Source organism: Micromonospora sp. NPDC050276, assembly GCF_044459545.1.
Classification (GTDB): Bacteria; Actinomycetota; Actinomycetes; order Mycobacteriales; family Micromonosporaceae; genus Micromonospora.
In genome coordinates this window covers 431,939-456,402 of the sequence record NZ_JBITJA010000004.1, presented here as the reverse complement: position 1 = coordinate 456,402, position 24,464 = coordinate 431,939, and the positions used below count along the sequence as shown (strand labels likewise).

The window sequence follows — 24,464 nt, the reverse complement described above, 5'->3', positions numbered from 1 at the left end:
GGGCCGGACCGCGTCCCGGGTGATCAGACGGGGGCGAGCCGGAAGCCGACGCCGCGTACCGAATGGATCGTCGCCGCGGCGTTCAGTCTGGCCAGCTTGCCGCGCACCCGGCGGATCACCGAGTGCATGTCGGAGCCGCGGCCGAGGTGCCGGTTGCCCCAGACCTCCAGGTGCAGCCGCTCGTAGGTCCAGATCTGCCCGGGTGCGTGCACCAGGCAGAGCAGGACGTCGTGCTCCAACCGGGTCAGGTCGATCTCCTGGTCGCGCCACCGCAGCACCCGGCGGTCGGAGTCGACGGCCAGATCCGGCGGCGGTGGCTGTGGGCTCGGCGCCACCTCGGCGAGCATGCTCCTGGTCGGGGGAGTCGGGACGGGGGACGTCTCGACCACCCCGAGGAACTCTCGTGCCTGGTCGACGGTCGAGACGATCAGGAAGGCGTCACTGCCGCCGAGCAGCCGGGCCAGATGTCGGCGCTCGGCCGGCGAGGATGCGATGCCGATGACCAGGCTGGAAACTGGAATTCCCTGCATTCCCCCAACACCTTCCGGTTCCCCAACTCACTCCGGATGGATTTTTCGCACCACCGACCGAAACATCGATCGGCGTCCTGACCCTAGTGGTGGCTGATCTCGGCTGGGTAAAACATAGTTGCATGCAAGCATGTGAATCCCGCCGTGCGGCCAGGTCCACCCGGGCCCACCGCCGACGATCCGCTTTTCCGGAAGCGGCGGGGGTGGTTGTGACAGAACCAAGACAATTCGAGGACGGGGTACGGACCTGCCGGGGCGAGCATGGTCGCCATGTCCATTGGCTCGTTGTACTCCGCCGGGCGGTCGACGCCCGGTCCGGCGCGACCGCTGCCGCACACCCGCGCGGCGGTGCCACTGGGGCTTCGGCTGCTCGCGGCAGCGCTCTGCGGTCTGGTCGCCCTGGCCCTCACCGGTGCCGCCTTCGTGCGGACGGACTCCGGGCAGTGGCTGGACGGGGTGCTCCTGCCGCGCGCCGAGCGGGGCGGAGGGTACGAACAGCAGACCGTGCTTGTGGATCCGGCCAAGAGCGTGCTGGCCACCTTCGGCGACCCGACCCTGATCGCGGTTCTGCTCGGCGTGGTGCTGCTGGTGGGTGTGCTCCGCCGGCGGCTGGTCGCCGGGGTTGTCGGCGTGGGTACGGTCGTCTGCGCGGTGCTGGTGGCCGGCGCGGTCAAGTCGGCGCTGCCCCGCCCGGATCTGCAGATCGAGAGTTCGACCACCCACAACAGCTTCCCCAGCGGCCACGTCGCGGCGGCGACCGCTCTGCTGCTGGCGTTCATGCTGGTCCTGCCCGGGTGGGCCCGGAGGTGCCTGGCGGTGCCGGGCGCGGCGGGTGTCTCGGTGATCGCCGCCGCCACGATGATCGCGGGCTGGCACCGGTTTAGCGACGTGCTCGGTGGCGTACTGCTGGGAGTGACCCTGTGCTGCCTGGCCGCCGCGGCGCTGGCGGCCTGGCCCGGCGACCACGACGCGGACAGGGATTCGGACGGCGACAGCCTCTGGCCCAGGCTGGCCGAGGCGGGAGTCGGGTTGGTCGTGCTGCTCTGGGCGCTACTGGTGGTCGTGCCCGGTCTGGCCGCGTCGCTGCAACGCGCGACGCTGGTCGCCATCGCGGCCACGGCCGCGTCGACGATGGTGCTGGTGGGTGCGGTGGTGTTTCTGATGCGTTCGACGGATTTCGCGGTGCCGCGCTCCGGGCGGCCACGACCGGCGTCCAAAACGCGAAAGATCTCATGATGGGATACTTGACGACATGTCCCAGGTGCTGTTGATCGAAGACCACCAGACGGTGCGCGACGGACTACAGCTGGCGCTCACCCGACAGGGGCACACGGTGCACGCCGTAGGCACCGGTGAGCAGGGGTTGGAGCGACTGCGCACGACCCCGTCGGAGGTCGTGGTCCTCGATCTCATGCTGCCCGGGATGGACGGGTTCGAGGTCTGTCGCCGGATCCGGCAACTCGGTGACCTGCCGATCATCATGCTCACGGCCCGTAACGACGACATGGACGTGGTGGCGGGTCTGGAGGCCGGCGCCGACGACTATGTGGTCAAGCCCGTGCAGGCCCGGGTGCTCGAGGCGCGCATCCGCGCGGTGCTCCGCCGCACCGGCGGCGACTCGCGTCGCGGCGGCGACCGGGCCGGCCCGGAACAGTACGGTGCGTTGACCATCGACCGGGCCGCACTGGTGGTCAGCAAGGACGGGACGCCGGTCAGCCTCGCCCCGACGGAGCTGCGGCTGCTGCTCGAACTCTCGCACACGCCGGGTCAGGTGCTCAGCCGTCAGCAACTGCTGGAGGCCGTGTGGGAGCACGGGTATCTCGGCGACTCGCGACTCGTGGACGCATGCGTCCAGCGGGTACGCGCCAAGATCGAGTCCGATTCGTCGGCCCCGGTCTTCATCCAGACCGTACGTGGTTTCGGATACCGGTTCGGGCCGCTGTGACGCTGTGGCGCTCGATCGCCGCCCAGGTCTCGGGCCTACGGGTCCGACTGCTCCTGGCGTTCGCGCTGCTCGGGGTCACCACCACGGCGGTCGTGGCCAGCGGCAGCTACTTCCAGGCCCGGACCGTCATCCTGCAGCAGGCGCAGGACGCCGCCGTGATGTCGCTGACCGATCAACTCACCAAGGTCTACCCGATCGCCCAGCTCCCGCCGTCCCAGAACGAGCTGGACCTGTTGGCCCAGCGACTCTCCGACCGCGAGGGCTCGGCGGTGGTCATCTACCGGGACATGCGGTCGCAGGGCTCTCTGTCGCCCGACCCGCTCACTCCCGAACTGCGGCAGGAGGTCGCCGACGGCCAGATCGCCTGGCAGCGGGTCTCGCTGGACGGACAACCCGCGCTGCTCATCGGCACCCAACTGACGCTCGACCGACCCGACGGCACCTCCCGGCCATCCGGGCTGGAGGTCTACTCGGTGCGCAGCCTCGTGCCCGAGCAGCAGAGCGTCGACCGGCTCGCCACCCTGGCGTGGCTGACCGGTGGGCTGTCCCTGATCCTCGCCGTCCTGCTGGCCCTGCTCGCCGCCCGTGGCGTGCTGCGACCCGTCCGCGACCTGGGCCGGGCGGCGCGCCGCCTCGGCGAGGGCGACCTGAGCACCCGGCTGACGGTGCGGGGTGTCGACGAGCTGGCCGACGTGGCGCGGACCTTCAACGACACCGCCGGAACGCTGGAGCGGCAGGTCGGTGAACTGCGGCGGATGGAATCCGACGCCCGCCGCTTCGTGGCCGACGTCTCGCACGAACTCCGTACGCCGCTGGCCGCCATGACGGCGGTCACCGACGTGCTCGACGAGGAGGCCGACCACCTGCCCGGAGACGCGGGCCGGGCCGCCCGGCTGGTCAGCCAGGAGACGCAGAACCTCACCCAACTGGTCAACGACCTCATCGAGATCAGCAGGTTCGACTCCGGCACGGCACGGCTCGCCCTCGACGACGTGGACGTGGCCGCGGCGGTGACCGCGACCCTGCGGATCCGCGGCTGGGCCGACCGGGTGCGCACCGACCTGCCGCCCGCAGTGGTGGCCCGGCTCGACCCCCGCCGGCTGGACGTCATCGTCGCCAACCTGGTCGGCAACGCCTTCCGGCACGGTGCCGAGCCGGTGTCCGTACGCCTGAGCGCCGACCCGGACTGGATCACCATCGAGGTGGCCGACCAGGGGCCGGGGCTGGACCCGGAGGTGTTGCCGCACGTCTTCGACCGCTTCTACAAGGCCGACACCGCGCGTACCCGCTCCGAGGGCAGCGGCCTCGGCCTCGCCATCTCCTGGGAGAACGCACGCCTGCACCGCCACGGCGAGCGGCGGGGGGCTCTCGTCGCCGGCAACGGCCCCGGTGGCGGCGCGGTCTTCACGCTCCGACTGCCCCGCGACACGACCGACGCCGGAGGTGCCCGGTGACCCGCCGGCGGACCGGCCGTGCGCTGCTCGCCAGCGGACTGCTGCTCGGCACGCTGCTGGCAGCGGGTTGTGGGGTACGGCCCAGCGCCGTCATCACCGGTCGTCCCGCCGTCAGCGGCCCAGCGCAGGGCGTCGGGATCTACCTGCTCGCGCAGGACGAACTCGTGCTGGTCCTGCGCCCCAGCAAGGTGGGTGCCTCACCGAGCGAGGCACTTGCCCTGCTCGCCGCTGGCCCGGAGCAGAACGAACGCAGCCAGGGACTGACCAGCGATGTGCCAGCCGGGTTGATTCCCGTCGTCGAGGTGACGCCCGGGGCCGGTCAGTCCGGTGGCCTAACGGTGCGAATCACCGGGACGGCGCGACCGTTGTCGCTGACGGCGACCGACCAGATCATCTGCACGGCGGCCGACGCCGCCGCCCAGGCCGGCCTGGTGGCAAGTTCGGCCCCGGTCACCATCGTCGGGTCCGACGGTGCCCAACCAGCCCGCCGGTGTCCCGCCAAGTGACCGGGCGCCGACCACCAACTCAGACCAGGTCGACCGCGCGGGCCTGCCGGGGTAACCCGCTGTGGCGGCCCCGGTCCTGGTCGGCCAGCGCGCCGGCGATCAGAATGTCGATCAGAGCGGCGAACCCGATGCCGGCCTGCTGCCAGATCTGCGGGAACTGTGACGCGGCGGTGAAACCGGGGAACGTGTTGACCTCGTTCACGATGGGCTCGGGCGACCCCTCGGCGGGCAGGAAGAAGTCGACCCGCAGCAGCCCACGGCAGTCGAGGGCCTGGAAGGCGCGGATCGCCCGGTCCTGTAGCACCTCGGTGGTCGCCGCGTCGAGCGGGGCGGGGATCTGGAAGATCGCCCCGCCGTCGTACTTTGCGTCGTAGTCGAAGAAGCCGGCACCGGTCACCCGGATCTCCAACGGCGGGCCGGCCTGCACCCGACCGTCCGGGTGCTGCAGGACGGCCACGTCGATCTCACGCCCCCGCGCCCCCTGCTCGACGAGCACCTTCGGGTCGACCTGGCGGGCCTGCTCCAGCGCGGCGGGAACCCCCGCCCAGTCGTCCACCTTCACGACACCCAGGCTCGACCCGGCGCGGGCCGGCTTGACGAAGACCGGCAACTCCAGCCGACGACGGTCGTCGGATGACAGCTCCTCGCCGGGGCGCAGGGTCACCCCCGGGCTGACCCGCAGGCCCTCCGCCGCGAGGAGCCGCTTGGTGACCCCCTTGTCCATGCCGGCGGCGCTGGCGAAGACGCCGTTGCCGACGTACGGCACGCCGAGCCACTCCAGCAGCGACGACACGGTGCCGTCCTCGCCGTACGGGCCATGCAGGGCCGGGAACACCACGTCCTGGGCGCGCAGGACGCGCAACGCCGCCGGGAGTGGCGTCGGTCGACCGCCGACCTGCCACCCGCCGTCGCGGTCGATGAGCACCTCGGTCACCTGGTACCGCGCACGGTCCAGGTGGGCGAGGATGCTCGCCGCCGAGCGGCAGGACACCTCGTGCTCGCCGCTCTGCCCGCCGTACAGCACTGCCAGTCGGGTTGTCATGAATTGCGTGCCCTTCCGTGGAGGTGGTCGCGGGCCACCCGGGCCCCGATGCCGGTCAAGATCTCGTGTGGGTTGGTGTCGGCCCACCGGGCCCACTCGACGACCGTCGGTGGGCCCGGGTCGCCCTCGGCGGGGCCGAACACCACGACCGGGTCGCCGATCGTCACGGGAAGGTCCCCGGCGTCGACCACGCACTGGTCCATGGCGATGCGTCCGACGACCGGGCACCGCCGTCCGGCGAGCCACACCGAGGCGCGACCGCCGGTGGCCCGGGGCAGCCCGTCGGCGTAGCCCAGCGGCAGCAGTGCCAGCGTGGTCGGTGCGCTGGTCACGTGCTCGGGCCCGTAGGAGACGCCGGTGCCGGCCGGCACCCGCTTGACGTTGACCACGCTCGTCCGCAGGGTCATCGCGGCGTGCAGCCCGAACTCGCCCGGCCCGTTCGCGCCGAACGGGTCCACGCCGTACAGGGCGATCCCGATCCGGCAGAGGTCGAAGCGGGTTCGTGGGGCGGAGAGAGCTGCCGCCGAGTTGGCCAGGTGGACGAGATCGGGGTCGAGACCGGCCGACCGCGCGATCCGCAGCGCCTCCTCGAAGACCGCCACCTGCCGGGTGAGTCCGGGGGCGCCCGGCACATCGGCGTCGGCGAGGTGGGACCACACCCCGCGCACCCGGATCCCGCCCTCCCGTTCGTACTTGCGCGCCCAACTGACCAACTCGGGCCAGTCGTCCCCGGCGGCCCCGTTGCGGGACAATCCGGTGTCCGCCTTGAGCTGCACCATCGCCGGTGCGCCGAGCGAACGGGCCGCGTCGGCAAGGGCGTGCAGGTGCGTCGTCGTCGAGACGCCGACGTCGACGCCAGCGTTGATCAACATACCGAAGTCCTCGCGCGGGTCGTGCAGCCAGCTCAACGTGGGCGCGGTCACACCGGCGTCACGCAGGGCCAACGCCTCGGCTGCCGAGGTCACCCCCAACCACCTGGCTCCGGCACGCAGCGCGGCACGGGCCACCTGCACCGCGCCGTGGCCGAACCCGTCCGCCTTCACCACCGCCATCAGTCCGGTGCCGGTGACCGACGCGATCGTCCGCGCGTTGCTGGCGATCGCGTCGAGGTCGACCAGCGCTTCGGCCAGGGTGCTCATCTGGTCGCCTCCACCCGACGCGGGCCGGGGAGCGCGAACAGCCAGCCCGCTCGAACCGCCAGCAGCCCACGGTGGGCGGCCAGGCTCAGGCTGATCACCAGGCCGGTCAGGACAATCGGATATCCGAGCACGAGCAGGCCCTGAGCGGGCCGATCCAGCCCGGAAACCGGTACGAGCAACAGCCGGTGCAGCAGGGCCAAAACCGGCATGTGGACGACGTAGATCGGAAGTGTGATGCGGCCGAGCCTAGCCAGCGGTTTGCTGAGCGCCGACCACCGGGCCAGCCGGGCAGCGGCGGTTATGCCGAAGATCACTGCCAGCACGGAGACCGCCGTCCACACCCCGAGCCACTGCTGGGCGCCGGCCACCGCCATCGCGGCGAGTGACACGAAATACGCCCCCGAGGTCAGCAACAGCCGACGGCGGCTGGCGGTGGCGGCCCACCGCTGGATCTGCGGCCGCAGGTACAGGCCGGCGAGGAAGAAGACCAGGTTCTGGTAGAGACCGGCCCGGTTGCCCGGGGTGTCGAGCAGGCCGGCGGCGGCGACGGCGGACAGCGCGGCTGCGGGGACCAGGACCAGCGCCCGGGGCACCCGCCGGGTTGCCTTGGCGATCGTGAAGTACAGCGCCAGGGCGTACAGGTACCACAGGTTGGACGGCGTGATGGTGAGCTGCTCCAGCAGGCCGAGAGCCGAGGTGGCACGGTCGGTCGGCAGTTCCGGCGCGGCGGCGAGAACCACGGTGTGGATCAGCAGCCAGACGGCGTACAGGTAGACGAACCCGGCGATCCGGCTGCGGGCGACGACCCGCCACGGCCGCTGGGCGGCGTTCGCCGCGAAGACACCCGAGATGGTGAAGAACAGCGGCATCCGCAGCGGAAGGAACTGCTCACCCAGCGTGCCCCAGAGGCCCGGCACCGGTACGCCGACGTGCCAGTCGATCTGGAGGTAGTCCTTCACGACGACGTGCCACAGCACGACGAGGATGATGCAGACGCCCTTCGCGGCATCGGCCCACTGCGCCCGGTCCGATCCGGAGGCGGGCGCGGGTGTGGGTCCCGTCCGCCGGTGCCGGAACCGGACGCGCGTCGCGTCGCGGTACGTTTCGGCCGCCCGAGGCGCGGGGTGAGACAGCTGTTGGATCACCCACCAGAAGTTGCCAGCCGGATATCCCCGCGTGATCCACGAATTGTCATGGCTCGGTAATGGACGCGGCCGGGCTCGTGCCCCCGGCGGTCTTACGCCGCCCCGGCGACGCCGGGCGGCACTAGGCTCGGTGCGGAGGTGCCGAACATGAAGCTCGGGCTGCACTACTGGAACTACTCGACCCCGGCCGACCCGGCCGCGATCGCACCGACCCTGGCGCAGACGGCGACCATCGCCGATCAGGCCGGCGTCGCGTCGTTCACGGTGATGGACCACTTCTTCCAGATGGACGCGGTGTTCGCGGCCGAGGAGCCGATGCTGGAGGCGTACACCACGCTGGGCTACGTCGCGGCGATGACGCAGCGTATGACGTTGGGCGTGCTGGTCACCGGTGTGATGTACCGGTATCCGGGGTTGCTCGCCAAGACCGTGACCACTCTCGACGTCCTCTCCGCCGGGCGAGCCCGCCTCGGCATCGGCGCCTCCTGGTACGAGCGGGAGCAGCTCGGGCTGGGTGTGCCGGTCGTCCCGGTGGCCGAGCGGTTCGAGCGGTTGGAGGAGACGCTGCGCATCTGCCTTCAGATGTGGAGTGCCGCCGACGGCCCGTTCAACGGGAAGCACTACCAGCTCGCCGAGACCATCAACTCGCCCCAGCCGTTGAGCCGCCCGCGGCCGCCCATCATGATCGGTGGCGGCGGCGAGAAGAAGACCCTGCTGCTGGTGGCCCGGTACGCCGACGCCTGCAACCTGTTCGGTCGCGGTGGCATCGACGACATCGCGCGCAAGCTGGAGGTGCTGCGCGGGCACTGCGCCGCCGAGGGCCGCGACTACGACACCATCGACAAGACGGTGGTCGCCTCCCGGTCGCCGCTGGACGACACCGACGCGTTCCTCGCCGAGGTGTCCGAGTACGCCGCGCTCGGGGTGAGCGAGGTGCAGGTGACGCCGGATCGGCACCCGGTCGAGTTCGCGCAGCGGCTCGGCGGCGAGGTGCTGCCCCGGCTGGCCGACATCGGTTGATTCCGCCGTGACGGGTGCGGGCACCACGGTGAACATGGGGCAATTACGGGGGATCAACGGTGCGCCCGCACCGTCCCGGGCTCCATAAGCGACATTCCCAGCGGGGGATGAGCCGGATCACAAACGGTGGTTCGCCTCGGCTGCCGGAAATCGTTCGACGTCGTGCCAGGTAGCCTCTCCGGGTGTCGCAGATGTTACCGCCTCTTGTTACCGATCGGTATGACGTTGTCGAGGTCATCGGCCAGGGCGGAATGGGTCGAGTGTGGAAAGCCCGCGACCGAATGCTGCAACGGGACGTCGCAATCAAGGAAATCGTTCCACCGCCCGGCCTGACCAATGAAGCGCGACAGGAATTGCGGATCCGGTCACTTCGAGAGGCCCGCGCCATCGCGCAGCTCGACCACGTCAACGTCGTCCGGGTCTTCGATGTGTTGTTGAGTGCCGACGGTGACCCGCAGATCGTGATGGAGTACATCCCGTCCCGGTCGCTGCACGACACCATCACCACCGACGGCCCCATCCCGCCGGTGCGGGCGGCCGAGATCGGGCTGGCCGTGCTCGGCGCGCTGCGCGCCGCCCACCGCGCCGGGATCATGCACCGGGACGTCAAGCCCGCCAACATCCTCGTCGGCGTGGACGGCCGGATCGTGCTCACCGACTTCGGCCTGGCCACCGCCGTCGAGGACGTGAACCTGACCCTCAGCGGTGTGGTGCTCGGCTCGCCCGCGTACGTCTCTCCCGAGCGGGCCATGCGGGGCACGGTGGGTCCGGAGGGGGACTTCTGGTCGCTCGGCGCGACCCTGTACGCCGCCGTCGAGGGCCAGTCGCCGTACGCCCGACCGTCGAGTCTGATGAGCCTCACCGCGCTGGTCACCGAGCCACCACCCGCGGCGCGGCGCGCGGGGCCGCTCGCGCCGGTGCTGGCCGGCTTGCTGCGCAAGGACCCGGCCGAGCGGATGGACGCCGACGCGGCCGAGCAGTTGCTCCGGGCGGCGCTGGACGCCACACCGACGCCGCCCATCGCGGTGACGTGGCGTTCGGCGCCTGCCACGCCTCCACCGGCGGCGATCACGTCCCCCTCGATCGGCGCGCCCGCCGTACCCCGGTCGTCGGCCGCCGCGGTGAACGGTGACCGTCCGCGACCGGCCCGCCGACGACGGACCTGGCTTCTCGGTGGCCTGGCGGCCCTGGTCGTGCTCGGCCTGGCGGTCGGGGTTCCGCTGGCCACGCGTCGTGTGGCGCGGCCGACCGGCGGCGGGGCCGAGCTGGTGGACGCCGCCGCGCCGGGTGCGCCGTCGACACCCGGCCCGGCACCGACGACCGCCACACACCAACCGATCTCGTGGTCGGTCTACCGGGACAGCAGCGGCTTCGCGGTGCCAGCGCCGCGCGACTGGCAGATCGTCCGGCGCGGCCAGCAGGTCGAACTCCACGAGCCGGGCGGCGAACGGATGCTGGTCGTCAGCCAGACCGACTCGCCGCGCAGCGATCCGCTGGCCGAACTGAGTGCCCCGGCCGTCGGCGAGCGGTACCGCGACTACCGCCGAGTCGAACTGGTCACCGTCAACTACCAACTCAAGGCCGCCGACCTGGAGTGGGTCTACACCAGTGACGCGGGTACGGGGATGCACGCCCGCCAGCGCACCTTCACGACGGCGAAGCGCAAGGGTTACAGCATCCTCTGGCTGACGCCCGAGTCCGCCTGGGCGGCGGATGCCTTCCGGCGGATCACCACCGGCTTCCGACCGGCGTCGGGCAGCGTCACCCCGTCCACCACTCCGGACCGCGGCGTGTCACCGACGCCGAGCGCGCCCGCGGCGCGGTCGGGCAACCGGCTCGTCGGGGTGGCGAGCAACCGGTGCCTGGATGTCAGCGCGCCGGACTCACCCGACCCGGTCCGGCTGCGGATCTGGGACTGCCGGGACGATCGCGCCCGCAACCAGCTCTGGGCGATGCGATCGGACGGGAGCGTGCAGTTGGGTGGGCGCTGCCTGGACGTGCTCGGCGCGTCCAGCGACGCCGGTGCGGCGATCCAGCTCACCACCTGCAACACGACCCCGGCGCAGCAGTTCGCCCTGACCGACGGGCAGTTGGTCAACGCGCACAGCGGGATGTGCCTGGGCACGGCCGGCCAGAGCACCGCGAACGGCGCGGTGATCGAGCAGCGCAGCTGTGGCGGCGGCACCAACCAGTTGCAGTGGGTCCGGCGATGACGCCGACGAGGGCCGTCCCCGGAGGAGGACGGCCCTCGTCAGTGGCTGCTGGGTCAGGCGACCGAGGCGGGGAACCGCTCCCACACCCGGTGCGCGGCCATCAACTGCTGCAGCGCCGTCAGCGCCTCGGTGCCGGAGCCCGCCGCCACGACGCCCGGGGTGCCGGCGACGCCGGCCTGCTCCAGCACGGTGACGCCGGCGCCCCAGGCGCCGATCGCCTTGGCGTGCCGCCAACACTCCTCGACCAGGAGCAGCACCCGGGGGTCCACCGTCGCCGGATCCGGCCGGCCCGCCTTGGCGTCGCGGGCGGGCAGCGCATCCGGTCCGGGTGCCGGCGCTCCGGCCAGCAGGATCGCGTCGAACTCGACCGACCGGCCGGTGACGAAGGTGCGCTGCACCGGCAGGTCGCCCACCATGCCGCCGTGCGGGGCGATCAGCAGTGGCACCATGCCGGCGCTGAACACGGCCCGACGGACCTCGTCGACGCCGTCCAGGTCGCCGGCCGGGTCGACGACGATGCCGACGGTGCGGCCGTCACTCGGCCACTCCCGACCGACCTGTGACAGCGCCGGGCTGGGTGTGACGTCGGCGAGCGACACGGTGGGCTGCGGCGCGGGCAGGCCCAGGCCGGTGGCGACCCGCTCGCACAGCACCGGGTCGATGTTGGCGAGGCTCTGCAGCTGCCGCTCCTTGATCGCCTGGTGGTAGCACTTGCCCAGCTCGAAGGTGTACGCCCGGATGATGTGCTCCTGCTCGACCGGCGACATGCTCAGCCAGAAGAGGCGAACCTGGCTGTAGTGGTCGTCGAACGAGGCCGGGTTCGCGCGTACCTTCGGTGCCTGTGCGACCGTGACCGGCACGTCGACGAAGGCGTGCTCGGCGTCCCCGGCGGGAAACGGGTTGCCGCCGTCGAGCGAGTTCGGTCGGTACGGCGCGACGCCCGCGTGTACGGCGTGCTGGTGGAAGCCGTCGCGCAGCATGTCGTTCACGGCGGCGTGCGGGCGGTTGATCGGGATCTGCGCGAAGTTGGGCCCGCCCAGCCGGGTGAGCTGCGTGTCGAGGTACGAGAAGAGCCGGCCCTGCAGCAGCGGGTCGTTCGTGACGTCGATGCCCGGGGGCAGGTGGCCGAGGTGGAAGGCGACCTGTTCGGTCTCGGCGAAGAAGTTCGTCGGGGTCCGGTTGAGCACCAGCCGCCCGATCGGCTGCACCTCGGCCAACTCCTCCGGCACGATCTTCGTCGGGTCCAGCAGGTCGATGCCGGCGAAGGTCTCCTCGGGAGTGTCCGGAAAGACCTGGATGCCCAGCTCCCACTCCGGGTACGCGCCGGCCTCGATGGCGTCGTAGAGGTCCCGGCGGTGGAAGTCCGGGTCCACACCGCCGAGCAACTGCGCCTCTTCCCAGGTCAGCGAGTGCACACCCAGCTTCGGCTTCCAGTGGAACTTGGCCAACACCGTCTCCCCGGCCTCGTTGACCAGGCGGAAGGTGTGCACGCCGAAGCCCTCCATCGTCCGGTACGAACGCGGAATGCCCCGGTCGGACATGTTCCAGATGGTGTGGTGTTGCGCCTCGGTGTGCAGCGACACGAAGTCCCAGAAGGTGTCGTGGGCGCTCTGCGCCTGCGGGATCTCCCGGTCGGGGTGCGGCTTGCCGGCGTGGATGATGTCCGGAAACTTGATCGCGTCCTGGATGAAGAAGACCGGCATGTTGTTGCCGACCAGGTCGAAGGTGCCCTCGTCGGTGTAGAACTTCGTGGCGAAGCCACGGGTGTCGCGGACCGTGTCGGCCGAACCCCGTGAACCGAGCACGGTGGAGAACCGGACGAAGACCTCGGTCTCACGTCCCTTCTTGAGGAAGCCGGCCCTGGTGACCGCCTCGGCGGTGCCGTACGCGGTGAACACGCCGTGCGCCCCGGCGCCCCGGGCGTGCACCACGCGCTCCGGAATACGTTCGTGGTCGAAGTGCGTGATCTTCTCGCGTAGGTGGTGGTCCTGTAGGAGCACCGGACCGCGCGGGCCGGCCTTGAGCGAGTGGTCGGTGTCGCGCAGCCGCGCCCCGTTCGCGGTCGTGAGGTAGGCCCCCTGCTGACCGTTCGCGGTCGTGGGCGCGCCGGTCCGGGCACCGGTCGGCGTACGCGTCTGCGGTGCCCCCTGCTCCGGCTTCGGCGGCAGTGGGTCGTGCGGCGTCGTCGGCTCCTCGACGGTCGGTGGCGCGCTCCCCGGCGCGCCGGGGACATCCGGGGTGAGGGCATCGGCGATCTTTCCTGAGGCGGTCTTCACGGCGTTCTTGACCGCTTCGGCGGGCTTGCTGGAATCCACTGAATGAACCTCTCCATGGCGCGTGTGCGGGTCGGCGCCTGCCCTGCTACCCCTGGTCAGAGGGTCGAAACACAACTGACCTCAGCATCCGGCGCCGGGGACTGGTGATTTCGCCGATGCCGGGATCGGTGAACCAGCCAAAACTGACACACGTCGATATCCCTCGACTCTAGGGAGTGCCCGACGTGTCCTCACCAACCACCACCCGTCCCCGTTCCGTCGCGGCCCGAGCCACCCGGTTCGCGCTGGCCGCCGTCCTGGCCGCCGGCGGCGTCCTGGCCGGATCGTCCGGCGCCGCCCAGGCCGCCGGCCCGTACGAGCGGGGCCCGGCCCCGACCACCGCGATCCTGGAGGCCAGCCGCGGCCCGTTCGCGACGGCCTCGCAGAGCGTGTCCTCGCTGAGCGTCACCGGCTTCGGCGGTGGCGTCATCTACTACCCGACCAGCACCAGCGAGGGCACCTTCGGCGCCATCGCCATCTCGCCCGGCTACACCGCTGCCTGGTCCAGCATCAGCTGGCTCGGACCGCGCATCGCCTCGCACGGCTTCGTGGTGATCGGCATCGAGACCAACAGTCGGCTGGACCAGCCGGACAGCCGGGGCCGGCAGTTGCTCGCCGCGCTGGACTACCTCACCGAACGCAGCTCGGTGCGCAGTCGGATCGACAGCAGCCGGCTCGCGGTGGCCGGCCACTCGATGGGCGGCGGCGGCAGTCTGGAGGCCGCCTCGGCGCGGCCGTCGTTGCAGGCCGCGGTGCCGCTGGCACCGTGGAACCTGGACAAGAGCTGGTCCGAACTGCGGGTGCCGACCCTGATCGTCGGCGGCGAGAGCGACAGCGTCGCGCCGGTCGCATCGCACTCGGTGCCCTTCTACACCAGCATCCCGGCCTCCGCCGAGAAGGCGTACCTGGAGCTGAACGGGGCGAGCCACTTCTTCCCGCAGACCACGAACACGCCGACCGCACGGCAGATGGTGGCCTGGCTGAAGCGGTTCGTCGACGACGACACCCGCTACGAGCAGTTCCTCTGCCCCGGCCCGAGCGGCTCGCAGATCGAGGAGTACCGCAACACCTGCCCCAGCGCCTGACGGCGGTCACCGGGGCGGTCGCCGCTGGCGGCCGCCCCGTCCGTCTGCGTGCACGGGCATAGAAGGTCTTGACGCCATACCCGAGAAACGTACACTGCGAGTGTAAATAAACACCCGCCACGACAGAGGGATGGGTGATGGAGCGCGGCCTCGAACTGCACCACATCGGCGTCCGTTTCGGCGGCCTCACCGCCCTCGACGACGTCTCCCTGCGGGTGCCACCCAACCGGGTGGTGGGCGTGATCGGGCCCAACGGCGCCGGCAAGACCACCCTCTTCAACGTGATCTGCGGCTTCGTCGCGCCGGAGATCGGCTCACTCACCCTCGACGGCCGGCCGCTGCGGCCCCGGCCGCACCGGCTGACCCGGCTCGGCATCGCCCGCACGTTGCAGGGCACCGGGCTCTTCGCCGGGCTGAGCGTCCTGGAGAACGTGATGACCGGCGCTTCACACACCGCGCGTGCGGGTTTTGTCCCGGCGTTGCTCGGGCTGCCGGCCAGTGACCGCGACGAACGCCGGCTTCGCGGGGACGCCCTGGCCATCCTCGACGAGCTGGGCATCGTCGAGCACGCCGAAGCCGCGCCGGCCACACTGCCCTTCGCCGTACGCCAGCGGGTCGCCCTGGCCCGCGCGCTCGCCGCCCGACCCCGGCTGCTCCTGCTCGACGAGCCGGCCGGTGGTCTCGGTGCCGACGACATCGCCGAGCTGGCGGAGCTGGTCCGGCAGTTGCCCCGGCGGGACGCCGACCCCTGTGCCGTGCTCCTGGTCGAGCACCACATGGACCTGGTGATGGCCGTCTGCGACGACCTCGTGGTGCTCGACTTCGGCCGGGTCATCGCCGCCGGCACCCCGGACGAGATCCGCGACGACCCCGCGGTCACCGACGCGTACCTCGGTGCCACCGTCGAGGCGGAGGTGTCCCCATGACCGCCCCCGACCTGCTCGTCGTGCGGGGGCTGGTGGCCGGTTACGGAGCCGCGCCCGTGCTGCGGGCCATCGACCTCACCGTTGCGGCCGGCACTATCGCGGCGGTGGTCGGCGCCAACGGCGCCGGCAAGACCACCCTCCTGCGCGCGCTCTCCGGCATGATCCGCCCGGCCGCCGGCCAGGTCGTTCTCGCCGGGGAGGACCTGCGGGGTACGCCCGTGGAGCAGCTCGTCCGACGCGGCATGGCGCACGTCCCGGAGGGCCGGGGCGTGATCAGCGAGCTGACCGTCGACGAGAACCTGCGGCTGGGCGGGCTGTGGCGACGCGACCGGGCCGACGCGGGGCGGGCCCTCGACGAGGTCTACCAGCTCTTCGAGCCGCTGGCCCGACGCCGCCGGCACCTCGGTCACCAGCTCTCCGGCGGTGAGCGGCAGATGCTCGCGCTCGGTCGGGCCCTGGTCGGCCGACCGCGGCTGCTGCTGCTGGACGAGCCGTCGCTCGGCCTGGCGCCCCGGGTGGTCGCCCGGACCATGGCCCTGCTCCGCGACCTGCGCGACCGCACCGGCTTGACCGTCCTGTTGGTCGAGCAGAACGTGCGCAGCGCGCTCGCCGTCGCCGACCAGGGCGTCGTGATGTCCCTCGGTCGCGTGGTGATCGCCGCCCCGGCGGCGCAGCTGCGCGACGACGTCGACCTGCGCCACGCGTACCTCGGTTTCTGACCACCACCTCGTCCCTCGGAGGGAGGACTGTTGGACCGCTTCGTCTTCCTCACCGTCGACGGCCTGTCCCGGGGCGCGGTGTACGCCGCGTTCGCGCTGGCCCTGGTGCTCATCTGGCGGGCGGCGCGGGTCGTCAACTTCGCCCAGGGGGCGATGGCCGTCGCCGCCGCGTACGTCGCCTACACCGTGAGCACCGCGACCGGTTCCTACTGGCTGGGTTTCGTGGTCGCGATCGTCGCCGGCCTGTTGCTCGGTGCGGTGGTGGACCGTGTGGTGATGCGGCACGTCGACCACGCCTCCCCGCTCAACCCGGTGATCGTGGCGCTCGGGCTGGTGCTGTTGATCCAGGCCGTGCTGGGCATGGTGTACGGCAGTGAGTTCCGCCCCGCCGAGGCCCCGTTCAGCCGGTCCGCCCTCACCGTGGGCGGGGTCGCCGTGCTGTCCCCGTACGACCTGTTCGTCTTCGCCACGATCGGGGTGGTGGTCAGCGGGCTGGCCTGGATGTTCGCGCGTACTCCGGTGGGGTTGCGGATGCGCGCGGCGGCCTTCGCGCCGGAGGTCTCCCGGTTGCTCGGGGTCAACGTCGGTGGCATGTTGACGCTCGGCTGGGCGCTCGCCTCCGGAGTGGGCGCACTGGCCGCCATGCTGGTCCTGCCGACGGAACTGGGCCTACACCCGCACGCGATGGACCTGGTGTTCGTCTCGGCGTTCACCGCGGCGGTGGTCGGTGGCCTGGACAGTCCGCCGGGCGCGGTGGTCGGCGGTTTGGTGGTGGGTCTGCTGCTCTCCTACGTGAGCGGCTACGCCGGCAGCGACCTCACCCCGCTCGCGGTGTTGGTCCTGCTGCTCGCGGTGCTGCTGGTCCGGCCCGGTGGGCTGTTCGCCCCGGTCGCGGCGAGGCGGGTGTGAGCGCCACGAGGGCGGCCCTGCCGCCGCGACACCGGCCGGCCGACCCGGCCGGTCGGCCGGTCGACCGGCGACGTGGCTCCACCCTGCTGCGTCACCTCGCGGTGGTGCTCGCCGTCGGGGTGCTGCTGGTGGGGGTCAGCTACGCCGTCGAGCCGTTCCGCAACTTCCAGCTCGCCACGGTGGCCGCCTATCTCTGCGCGACCGCCGGGCTGACCGTCCTCACCGGGCTCAACGGTCAACTGTCGCTCGGGCACGGGGCGTTGATGGCCACCGGGGCGTACACCGTGGCGCTGTGTCAGAACGCGTTCGCCGACCGGGGGATGACCGGCGGCTGGCTGTTGCCGCTCTCGCTGGGTGCGGCGATCGTCAGCACGGTCGCGGTCGGCGCGGTGGTCGGGGTGGCTGCGGCCCGGTTGCGCGGGCCCTACCTGGCCGGGGTCACCCTTGCGGTGGCCGTGGTCGTGCCGGCGTTGGCGGTCACCTTCGACGGGGTGTTCAACGGCGAGCAGGGGCTGTCGGTGCCGGTGGAGCCGCCGCCGCTGGCGCTCGGCCCGTACTTTCCCTACGAGCGGTGGCAGCTCTGGCTCACCGGCGCGGCCACCCTGCTCGCCCTGCTGCTGCTGGCGAACCTGATCCGCAGCCGGTACGGGCGCACCTTCCGGGCGGTCCGGGACGACGAGGTGGCGGCCCGTCTCGCCGGCATCCACGTGGCGCGTACCCAGGTCCTCGCGTTCGTGGTCAGCGCCGCCACCGCTGGGCTCGGCGGTGCACTGCTGGCGGTCCTCGCGCAGAGCGTGTCCCCCGGGGCGTTCTCACTGACCCTGTCGCTGTTCCTGCTGATGGCCGTGGTGATCGGTGGTCTGGGCCGCCTCGCCGGTGCGTTGTGGGGGGCGGTCCTGCTGGTTGCCCTGCCCGACCTCACCCACTCCGTGACCGAGTTGCTCACGCTCTCGCCCGCGGTGGCGCAGCGGCTGGAGGGCAACCTTCCCTTGGCGATCTTCGGACTCACCCTGATCGTCGTCATGATCGCCGCCCCTGGCGGTGTGCAGGGTCTGCTGTCGCGTCTCGGCCGGGTGTTGCTCGCCAGGCGGCCGACCCGGCGTTCCTGAGCTGTCCTCGGTCCGGCCTCGGCCGGGCGCCCCACCACCACACCCGTTCCCACAACCGGACCGAGAAAGGTCGGTGTTTCCCATGCACCGTAAAGCGCATCGCGGCCTCGCGATCGCCAGCACCCTTGCCCTGCTCATCACCGCGGCCGGCTGTAGCGGCGACGACGGCCCCGGCTCCGGCGGGGCGTCGGTGCCGGGCGTCTCCGACACGGAGATCGTCGTCGGCACCCACATGCCGCTCACCGGGCCGGCCTCGGCCGGCTACTCCAAGATCGCCCCGGCGACGAAGGCGTACTTCGACTACGTCAACGCCAACGGTGGAGTGCACGGCCGAAAGATCACCTACAAGATCATGGACGACGGCTACAACCCGGCGAACACCCAGCAGGTGGTCCGCCAGCTCGTCCTACAGGACAAGGTCTTCGCCATCCTCAATGGTCTGGGCACGCCGACGCACACCGGAGTGCTCGACTTCCTGAAGAGCAACCGGGTACCGGATCTCTTCGTCGCCTCCGGCAGCCGCAGCTGGGACCAACCGGACAAGTATCCGGGCACGTTCGGGTTCAACCCGGACTACACGGTCGAGGGCAAGATCCTCGCCAACTACGCGAAGACGAACCTGGCCGGCCAGAAACTCTGTTTCCTCGGCCAGGACGACGACTTCGGCCGGGACAGTCTGGCCGGCGTGGAGAAGGTGCTCGGCGGCAGCGCCGTGGCGGTCAAGCAGACGTACGTCACCAGCAACACCAACGTGGCGCCGCAGATCGGCGCGTTCAAGGCGGCCGGCTGCCAGGTCGTCGTGCTCGCCACCGTGCCCGGCTTCACCGCGCTCTCCATCGGCACCGCCGCCCGGCTGGGCTTCAAGCCACAGTGGCTGGTCTCCAACGTCGGCGCCGACCACCCGACCCTGGCCAAGCAACTCGGCGCCGCCGCGCCGCTGCTGGAGGGCATGGTCGGCACCAACTACCTGCCGATGCAGAACGACACCGCCAATCCGTGGATCCAGCTCTTCACGAAGGTCAACAAGGAGCACAACGGGGACGCACCGTTCGACGGCAACACCGTCTACGGCATGTCGGTCGGGTACCTGTTCGTGCAGGCGCTGCTCGCCGCCGGCAAGGACCTCACCCGGGAGAAGGTGCTGGAGGCCGTGCAGAAGGGTGGCTTCCAGGGCCCCGGTCTGGTGCCGCTGCGCTTCTCCGCCAAGGACCACTCCGGCTACGGCGGCCAGCGGTTGAGCCGGGTGAGTGGGGGAGTGCAGAGCTACTTCGGGCCGGCGTACGAGACCGACGAGGCGGACGGGCCGGTCAACGAGTACACCGCCCCACCGGCCGTGCCGCCGGCGAACGGGATACCGACCGTCTCCTGAGCACCCGTACACCCGACGTCCGACCGGGCGTGGTTCCGCGTGACCGCGTCCGGTCGGACGGTTGCGTCGTGCTCCCGCGCGGCGGTCTGCCGACCGATGCTCCGAGGCGTTGACCGATACCGATCGACGCTCCTACTATCTGCACCGTGAATGCATATTCGGGCCGACCCTCGGGCGGCGCCAGCTGGATCAACGGGCAGGGCATCGTCTGCGGCGGCGGTGTCTCGTTGACCGGCCGGGCCGGATGACGACGTCGGTGGAGCGTTCGGAGCCACTGATCACCGCCTGTCTAGACTCGGCAGTGTGCCGGGAGACGCCATGGCGGTGAGGGGGCGGGGGCGAATGGACGGGGTCGACGTCGTGGGCCGGGTCGACGGGCGTACCGCCCGGGCCGAGCGGACCCGCGCGGCCATCGTCGAGGCGCACCTCGCGCTCATCTCCGAGGGTGACCTCCGCCCGACCGGGGAACGCATCGCCGAACGGGCGGGCATCTCGCTGCGCACGCTCTGGACCAACTTCAAGGACATGGAGACGCTGTTCGAGGCGAGCGGTGCGGAGGTGCTGCGCCAGCAGGACGCCGCCTACCGGCCGATCTCGCCAGGGCTGCCGCTGGCGAAGCGGGTCGACGCGTACTGCCGGCAGCGGGCTCGGCTGCTCCAGCTCATCGCGCCGTCCGCGCGGGCCGCCCAGATGCGCGAGCCGGTCTCCGAGCAGCTGCACCGCAACCGTCTCAAGCACATCGAGCGGGTCCGTGACGAGGTCGAGGCGCTCTTCGCCGTCGAGCTGGCCGAGGCCGGGCAGGGGCGGGAGCAGTTGCTCAACGCCCTGGTGGCGGCGAGCACGTGGCAGGCTTGGTCGATGCTGCGCTACGGGCTCGATCTGGGTGTGGACCAGGCCCGAGCGGTGATGTCCCGGACCGTGGGCGCCCTGCTGGCCGAGGTCGCGCCCGACTGATTCCGGCCCGGCCCGATATCGCCCCCTCTTTCCATTCGGTTTCCGATGGGCAACACTGACAGGCATGGTTACTGCATCAAGAGTGCAACTAACCGTGCTGCGTGGCCGGGACGACGAGTGCCGGGCTGTCCGAAGCCTGCTCGACGGCATGACCAACGCCGGCGGTGCTCTGCTGATCCGCGGCGAGCCCGGATCGGGCCGGACGGCGCTGGTCGGCTACGCCCACCGGCACGCCGAGGGCTGCACCCTGCTCGCCGCCAGTGGGCTGGCCGAGGAGGCCGCCCTGCCGTACGCCGGCCTGCAACGCCTGGTCGACCCGGTGCTCGACCGGGCCGCCACCCTACCGAACCAGCAGCGCCAGCTGCTGCGGCGCGCGCTGGCCGGCAAGGGCTGCCCGGCCGACCGGCAACTGACGCTGTCGATGGCGGTGCTCGGGCTGCTCGCCGCCGCGGCCCGGGACCGCCCGCTACTCGCCACCATGGACGACATCGACCGAGGTGACCCACAGAGCGCGCAGGTGCTGGCGTTCGTGGCCCGCCGGCTGCGAAGCCTGCCGTTCGCCGTCCTGCTCACCGCGGATGTCACGGCCAACCTCGACGGGATACCGACCCACCGACTTCGCGCGTTGACCGAGCGCGAGAGCGCGGCGGTCCTCACCGACCGACTCCGTGGGCTGGTCGAGCGCGAGCACGCCGACCGGCTTCCCGAGCGGCCCGCCGCGTCGGCCCTGACCGCGGCGGCCGCGATCGGTGGCGGCAACCCGCAGGCCCTGGTGGACCTCGCCGACGTGCTCACCGCCGGGCAGTGGCGGGGGGAGGAGCCGCTGCCCGCCGCGCCGCCGGCGGACGGGGCGCTGGGCCGGGCGTATCGCGCCCGGCTCGACCGGCTGCCAGCGGAGACCCGGCGGGTGCTGCTGCTCGCCGCGCTCGACGAGGACGGCGAGCCGGGCACCCTGATCCGGGCCGCGAAGGTCGCCGGCGCCGAGGTCGAGGCACTCGCCCCGGCGGAGGTCGCCGGCCTGGTCCGGGTCGAGCACCGGGGTGTCACCTTTCCGCAGCCGCTGGTGCGCACGATGATCGCGGCCAGCGCGCCGCTCGCGGAGCGCCGCGCGGCGCACCGCCTGCTCGCCGAGGTGCTGGTCGCGGACGGGCAGCGATTGCGCCGGGCGATGCACCTCGCGGCCGCGACGGCGGGTGTCGATCCGGCCCTCGCCGCCGAGCTGGAACAGGCGGCGGCCGGCGGTGCCGGCGGTTGGGCCACCGCCTCGGTGGCCCTCCGGTGGGCCGCCGAGCTGAGTGACCACCCGAGCCTGAGGGCCACCCGCCTGCTGGCCGCCGCCCGGTACGCCTGGACCGGGGGTCAGCCCGACGTGGCCCGCCTGCTGCTCGACCGCCTCCGCGTGGTGTCCGCCGACCCGGTCGTCCGAGGGCGCGCCGACCTGCTCCGCGGTGAGCTGGAGCTGCGCTGCGGCGCGGCGTCGAGCGCGTCGGTGCTGCTGCTGGCGTCCGCCAGGGCGGTGGACGGCACCGACCGCGCACTGGCGTTGGTCGGGCTGGTGCGGGCCGGCGAGGCGGTCTGTTTCGCCGGCGACCAGTACCGGTACGCCGAGGTTGGCCGTCGGGTGTTGGCGGTGCGGCACCCGAGCGACCCGCCGGCCATGGAACTCATGAGCTCTCTGATCGCCGGGGTGGCGGCGACCCTGCGGGGTGACCACGAGCGGGCCGGGCCCGCGCTGCGCCGCGCCGTGGTGCTGGGCGGCCGGCTGACCGGGTCGGCGCTGACCCCCACCGCGCTCAGCTGTGCCGCGGCGGCCGGACTGCTGGTGGCCGTGGACGGCGCGGCCCACCGGCTGGCCGAGCGCGCCGTGGAGCTGGCCCGGGAACGGGGCGAGGTGTCCATGCTGTCCCGGGCCTTGGAGCTGCGGGCGGTCGCCGAGTACTGGTTGGGTCGGCACGAGGCGGCCGCGGAGACCTCGCGCGACGGGCTGCGCGCCGCCCGGGCCACCGGCCAGGCCAACTGCGCCAACATCCATCTGGGCATGCTCGCCGTCCTCGCCGCGATCCGGGCCGACCGGGACACCAGCCTGCGGCGGATCCGTGAGATCGGCGAGTCACCGACGCCGGGCAGCCGCCCGCACGCGCTGGCCGCGTGGGCCCTGGCGGTGCTCGATCTGGTCGATGGCCGGCACGCCGAGGCAGCGGACCGACTGGCGTCGCTGGCCCGGCTCGGCACCGGTCGAGGTCAGGTCCTGGTGCAGGTGATGGCCACCCCGTACCTGGTGGAGGCGGCGGCGCACCTTCCGCACCGGCCGGCGGCAACGGCCGCGCTCGCCGCGTTCGACAGGTGGGCCAGCAGCACCGCGAGCCCGCTGCGCCGGGCCCTGTCCGCGCGGTGCCACGCGCTGCTCGCGCCGCGGGGAGGCGCGGCGGCGGAACGGGATTTCCAGGCGGCGCTGCGCCTGCACCCGACCGAGGCCGGCACGTTCGAGCGGGCCCGCACCGAGCTGCTCTTCGGCCAGGAGCTGCGCCGCAGCCGGCGTCCGCGCGACGCGCGTACGCACCTGCACCAGGCCCGCGAGATGTTCAGTCTGCTCGGGGTGACGCGCTGGGCCGAGCAGGCCACCACCGAGCTGCGGGCGGCCGGGGAGTCGATCGGCCCCCCGGACCTGCCCGCGGCGCGGTTGCTGACCGGCCAGCAGCTGCGGATAGCCGAGCTGGTCGCCGAGGGTGCCACCAACCGGGAGATCGCCGCCCGGATGTTCCTCTCCACCCGTACGGTCGACCATCACCTGCGCAACGTGTTCCACCGGCTGGGCATCCGATCGCGTACCGAGCTGGCCCGCGCGTTCACCGCCGAGCGGCACGTCGGCCTGGCCTCGGACCGGTGATCGTCCGCTCTGGACGCAGTAAACTATCACCGCTAGTTTGATGGCCATGGACCTCACCCTCAGCGCCGAGCAGGCGGCGGTCCGCCAGCTGGCCGCCGAGTTCGCCGACCGAGAGCTGTTGCCCCACGCGGCCGCCTGGGATCGCCGCGAATCGGTCGACCCCGGCATCGTCGGCATGCTCGGTGACCTGGGCTTCCTGGGGTTGACCATCGCGGAGGCCGACGGCGGCTCCGGCGGCGACCACCTCGCGTACTGCCTGGTCCTGGAAGAGCTCGGCCGGGGTGATTCGGCCGTGCGCGGCATCGTCTCGGTCTCGCTCGGCCTGGTCGCCAAGTCGATCGCCGCGCACGGGAGCGCGGAACAGCGGGCCGAGTGGCTGCCTCGACTCTGCGCCGGCAGCGCCCTGGGCTGCTTCGCGTTGACCGAGCCGGACAGCGGCTCGGACGCCGCCGCGCTGCGCACCCGTGCGGTCCGCGACGGAGCGGACTGGCTGCTGACCGGCACGAAGACGTTCATCACCAACGGCACCACCGCTGACGTCGCGCTGGTCTTCGCCCGCACCGGCGGGGCCGGGCACCGAGGAATCAGCGCGTTCCTGGTGCCCACCGACAGCCCTGGACTGACCCGTCGGGAGATCCACGGCAAGTTGGGCCTGCGCGGCCAGGCCACGGGTGAGCTGGGCTTCGACGAGGTACGCGTACCCGACACGGCCCGTCTCGGCGCCGAGGGCGCCGGGTTCCGCCTGGCGCTGGCCACCCTCGCCAAGGGGCGGATGTCGGTGGCCGCCGGCTGCGTCGGCATCGCCCAGGGCTGCCTCGACGTGGCGGTCGGATACGCCGGGCAGCGGACCCAGTTCGGCAAGCCGATCGCCGGGCACCAACTCGTCCAACAACTGCTCGCCGCGATCGCGGTGGACACCGCGGCCGCCCGGCTGCTGGTGTGGCAGGTGGCCGACCTCATCGACCGCGACCAGCCGTTCGCCACCGAGGCGTCGCTGGCCAAGCTTTTCGCCAGCGAGGCCGCCGTTCGCGCGGCCAACAACGCGGTCCAGGTGTTCGGTGGGTACGGCTACATCGACGAGTACCCGGTCGGCAAGTACCTGCGGGATGCTCGGGTGGCCACCCTCTACGAGGGCACCAGTCAGATCCAGCAACTCCTCATCGGGCGCGCGCTCACCGGCGTCAACGCCTTCTAGCT

General features: G+C 72.0%; 20 protein-coding genes and 1 pseudogene. 16 read left to right on the top strand and 5 right to left on the bottom strand.

Annotation, left to right across the window (positions count from 1 at the left end; translation table 11 throughout):
* Positions 1 to 23 precede the first annotated feature (23 nt).
* The gene (locus ACIBF8_RS11000; RefSeq protein ID WP_396782351.1) at positions 24 to 530 is read right to left on the bottom strand and encodes a winged helix-turn-helix domain-containing protein; all 507 of its coding nucleotides are present in this window, start codon (positions 528 to 530) and stop codon (positions 24 to 26) included.
* Positions 531 to 800: 270 nt separating this feature from the next.
* On the opposite strand from ACIBF8_RS11000, the gene ACIBF8_RS10995 reads away from it, so the two are divergent.
* Genes ACIBF8_RS10995 through ACIBF8_RS10980 form a run of 4 tightly spaced genes read left to right on the top strand, consistent with a single transcriptional unit; the run spans position 801 to position 4,435 of the window.
* Entirely contained in the window at positions 801 to 1,766 is a 966-nt protein-coding gene (locus ACIBF8_RS10995) for a phosphatase PAP2 family protein (RefSeq protein WP_396782349.1), read from the top strand.
* Positions 1,767 to 1,782: 16 nt separating this feature from the next.
* Entirely contained in the window at positions 1,783 to 2,475 is a 693-nt protein-coding gene (locus tag ACIBF8_RS10990) for a response regulator (protein WP_396782347.1), read from the top strand.
* Positions 2,472 to 3,929, top strand: coding sequence for an ATP-binding protein (locus ACIBF8_RS10985; RefSeq protein ID WP_396782346.1), 1,458 nt, complete (start codon positions 2,472 to 2,474; stop codon positions 3,927 to 3,929). The genes ACIBF8_RS10990 and ACIBF8_RS10985 overlap by 4 nt, the downstream gene beginning before the upstream one ends.
* Positions 3,926 to 4,435, top strand: a complete 510-nt coding sequence (locus ACIBF8_RS10980; protein ID WP_396782345.1) for a hypothetical protein — start codon at positions 3,926 to 3,928, stop codon at positions 4,433 to 4,435. Before ACIBF8_RS10985 ends, ACIBF8_RS10980 begins: the two co-directional genes overlap by 4 nt.
* 19 nt (positions 4,436 to 4,454) lie before the next feature.
* Here the strand turns inward: ACIBF8_RS10980 and ACIBF8_RS10975 are convergent, their stop codons facing one another.
* Genes ACIBF8_RS10975 through ACIBF8_RS10965 form a run of 3 tightly spaced genes read right to left on the bottom strand, consistent with a single transcriptional unit; the run spans position 4,455 to position 7,761 of the window.
* Entirely contained in the window at positions 4,455 to 5,477 is a 1,023-nt protein-coding gene (locus ACIBF8_RS10975) for a D-alanine--D-alanine ligase family protein (protein ID WP_396782344.1), read from the bottom strand.
* Positions 5,474 to 6,616 carry an alanine racemase gene (alr, locus tag ACIBF8_RS10970; protein WP_396782343.1) on the bottom strand — a complete coding sequence of 381 codons (1,143 nt, stop codon included), beginning with the start codon at positions 6,614 to 6,616 and terminating at the stop codon, positions 5,474 to 5,476. Before alr ends, ACIBF8_RS10975 begins: the two co-directional genes overlap by 4 nt.
* Positions 6,613 to 7,761 carry an acyltransferase family protein gene (locus ACIBF8_RS10965; protein WP_396782342.1) on the bottom strand — a complete coding sequence of 383 codons (1,149 nt, stop codon included), beginning with the start codon at positions 7,759 to 7,761 and terminating at the stop codon, positions 6,613 to 6,615. The genes alr and ACIBF8_RS10965 overlap by 4 nt, the downstream gene beginning before the upstream one ends.
* A gap of 147 nt (positions 7,762 to 7,908) precedes the next feature.
* Between ACIBF8_RS10965 and ACIBF8_RS10960 the strand changes: the two genes are divergently transcribed.
* The 3 genes and pseudogenes from ACIBF8_RS10960 (at position 7,909) to ACIBF8_RS10950 (ending at position 10,994) form a co-directional block, all read left to right on the top strand.
* The gene (locus ACIBF8_RS10960; protein ID WP_396782341.1) at positions 7,909 to 8,781 is read left to right on the top strand and encodes an LLM class F420-dependent oxidoreductase; all 873 of its coding nucleotides are present in this window, start codon (positions 7,909 to 7,911) and stop codon (positions 8,779 to 8,781) included.
* 182 nt (positions 8,782 to 8,963) lie between these two features.
* A pseudogene (locus ACIBF8_RS10955) lies at positions 8,964 to 10,529 on the top strand (serine/threonine-protein kinase); the annotation flags it as partial.
* A 42-nt stretch (positions 10,530 to 10,571) separates the two neighbouring features.
* Positions 10,572 to 10,994: an RICIN domain-containing protein gene (locus ACIBF8_RS10950; protein ID WP_396782486.1), complete on the top strand. Its 423-nt coding sequence runs from the start codon at positions 10,572 to 10,574 to the stop codon at positions 10,992 to 10,994.
* Positions 10,995 to 11,047: 53 nt separating this feature from the next.
* On the opposite strand, the gene ACIBF8_RS10945 is transcribed toward ACIBF8_RS10950, so the two are convergent.
* On the bottom strand, positions 11,048 to 13,309 hold the full coding sequence (locus ACIBF8_RS10945) for a catalase (protein WP_396782340.1): 2,262 nt from the start codon (positions 13,307 to 13,309) through the stop codon (positions 11,048 to 11,050).
* 185 nt (positions 13,310 to 13,494) lie between these two features.
* On the opposite strand from ACIBF8_RS10945, the gene ACIBF8_RS10940 reads away from it, so the two are divergent.
* The 9 genes from ACIBF8_RS10940 (at position 13,495) to ACIBF8_RS10900 (ending at position 24,462) form a co-directional block, all read left to right on the top strand.
* On the top strand, positions 13,495 to 14,394 hold the full coding sequence (locus ACIBF8_RS10940) for an alpha/beta hydrolase family protein (RefSeq protein ID WP_396782339.1): 900 nt from the start codon (positions 13,495 to 13,497) through the stop codon (positions 14,392 to 14,394).
* 137 nt (positions 14,395 to 14,531) lie between these two features.
* Positions 14,532 to 15,320, top strand: coding sequence for an ABC transporter ATP-binding protein (locus tag ACIBF8_RS10935; protein ID WP_396782337.1), 789 nt, complete (start codon positions 14,532 to 14,534; stop codon positions 15,318 to 15,320).
* Positions 15,317 to 16,039: an ABC transporter ATP-binding protein gene (locus ACIBF8_RS10930; RefSeq protein ID WP_396782335.1), complete on the top strand. Its 723-nt coding sequence runs from the start codon at positions 15,317 to 15,319 to the stop codon at positions 16,037 to 16,039. Before ACIBF8_RS10935 ends, ACIBF8_RS10930 begins: the two co-directional genes overlap by 4 nt.
* 30 nt (positions 16,040 to 16,069) lie before the next feature.
* Complete coding sequence (locus tag ACIBF8_RS10925) at positions 16,070 to 16,948, top strand: branched-chain amino acid ABC transporter permease (RefSeq protein WP_396782334.1); 879 nt, start codon at positions 16,070 to 16,072, stop codon at positions 16,946 to 16,948.
* Positions 16,945 to 18,057, top strand: coding sequence for a branched-chain amino acid ABC transporter permease (locus ACIBF8_RS10920; RefSeq protein WP_396782332.1), 1,113 nt, complete (start codon positions 16,945 to 16,947; stop codon positions 18,055 to 18,057). Before ACIBF8_RS10925 ends, ACIBF8_RS10920 begins: the two co-directional genes overlap by 4 nt.
* A gap of 82 nt (positions 18,058 to 18,139) precedes the next feature.
* Complete coding sequence (locus tag ACIBF8_RS10915) at positions 18,140 to 19,426, top strand: ABC transporter substrate-binding protein (RefSeq protein ID WP_396782331.1); 1,287 nt, start codon at positions 18,140 to 18,142, stop codon at positions 19,424 to 19,426.
* A gap of 342 nt (positions 19,427 to 19,768) precedes the next feature.
* Positions 19,769 to 20,380 carry a TetR/AcrR family transcriptional regulator gene (locus tag ACIBF8_RS10910; protein ID WP_396782330.1) on the top strand — a complete coding sequence of 204 codons (612 nt, stop codon included), beginning with the start codon at positions 19,769 to 19,771 and terminating at the stop codon, positions 20,378 to 20,380.
* A gap of 64 nt (positions 20,381 to 20,444) precedes the next feature.
* On the top strand, positions 20,445 to 23,267 hold the full coding sequence (locus ACIBF8_RS10905; RefSeq protein WP_396782329.1) for an AAA family ATPase: 2,823 nt from the start codon (positions 20,445 to 20,447) through the stop codon (positions 23,265 to 23,267).
* 46 nt (positions 23,268 to 23,313) lie between these two features.
* Positions 23,314 to 24,462 (top strand): acyl-CoA dehydrogenase family protein, encoded by a 1,149-nt coding sequence (locus tag ACIBF8_RS10900; protein ID WP_396782327.1) that lies wholly within the window; start codon positions 23,314 to 23,316, stop codon positions 24,460 to 24,462.
* The last annotated feature ends 2 nt before the right edge of the window (positions 24,463 to 24,464 follow it).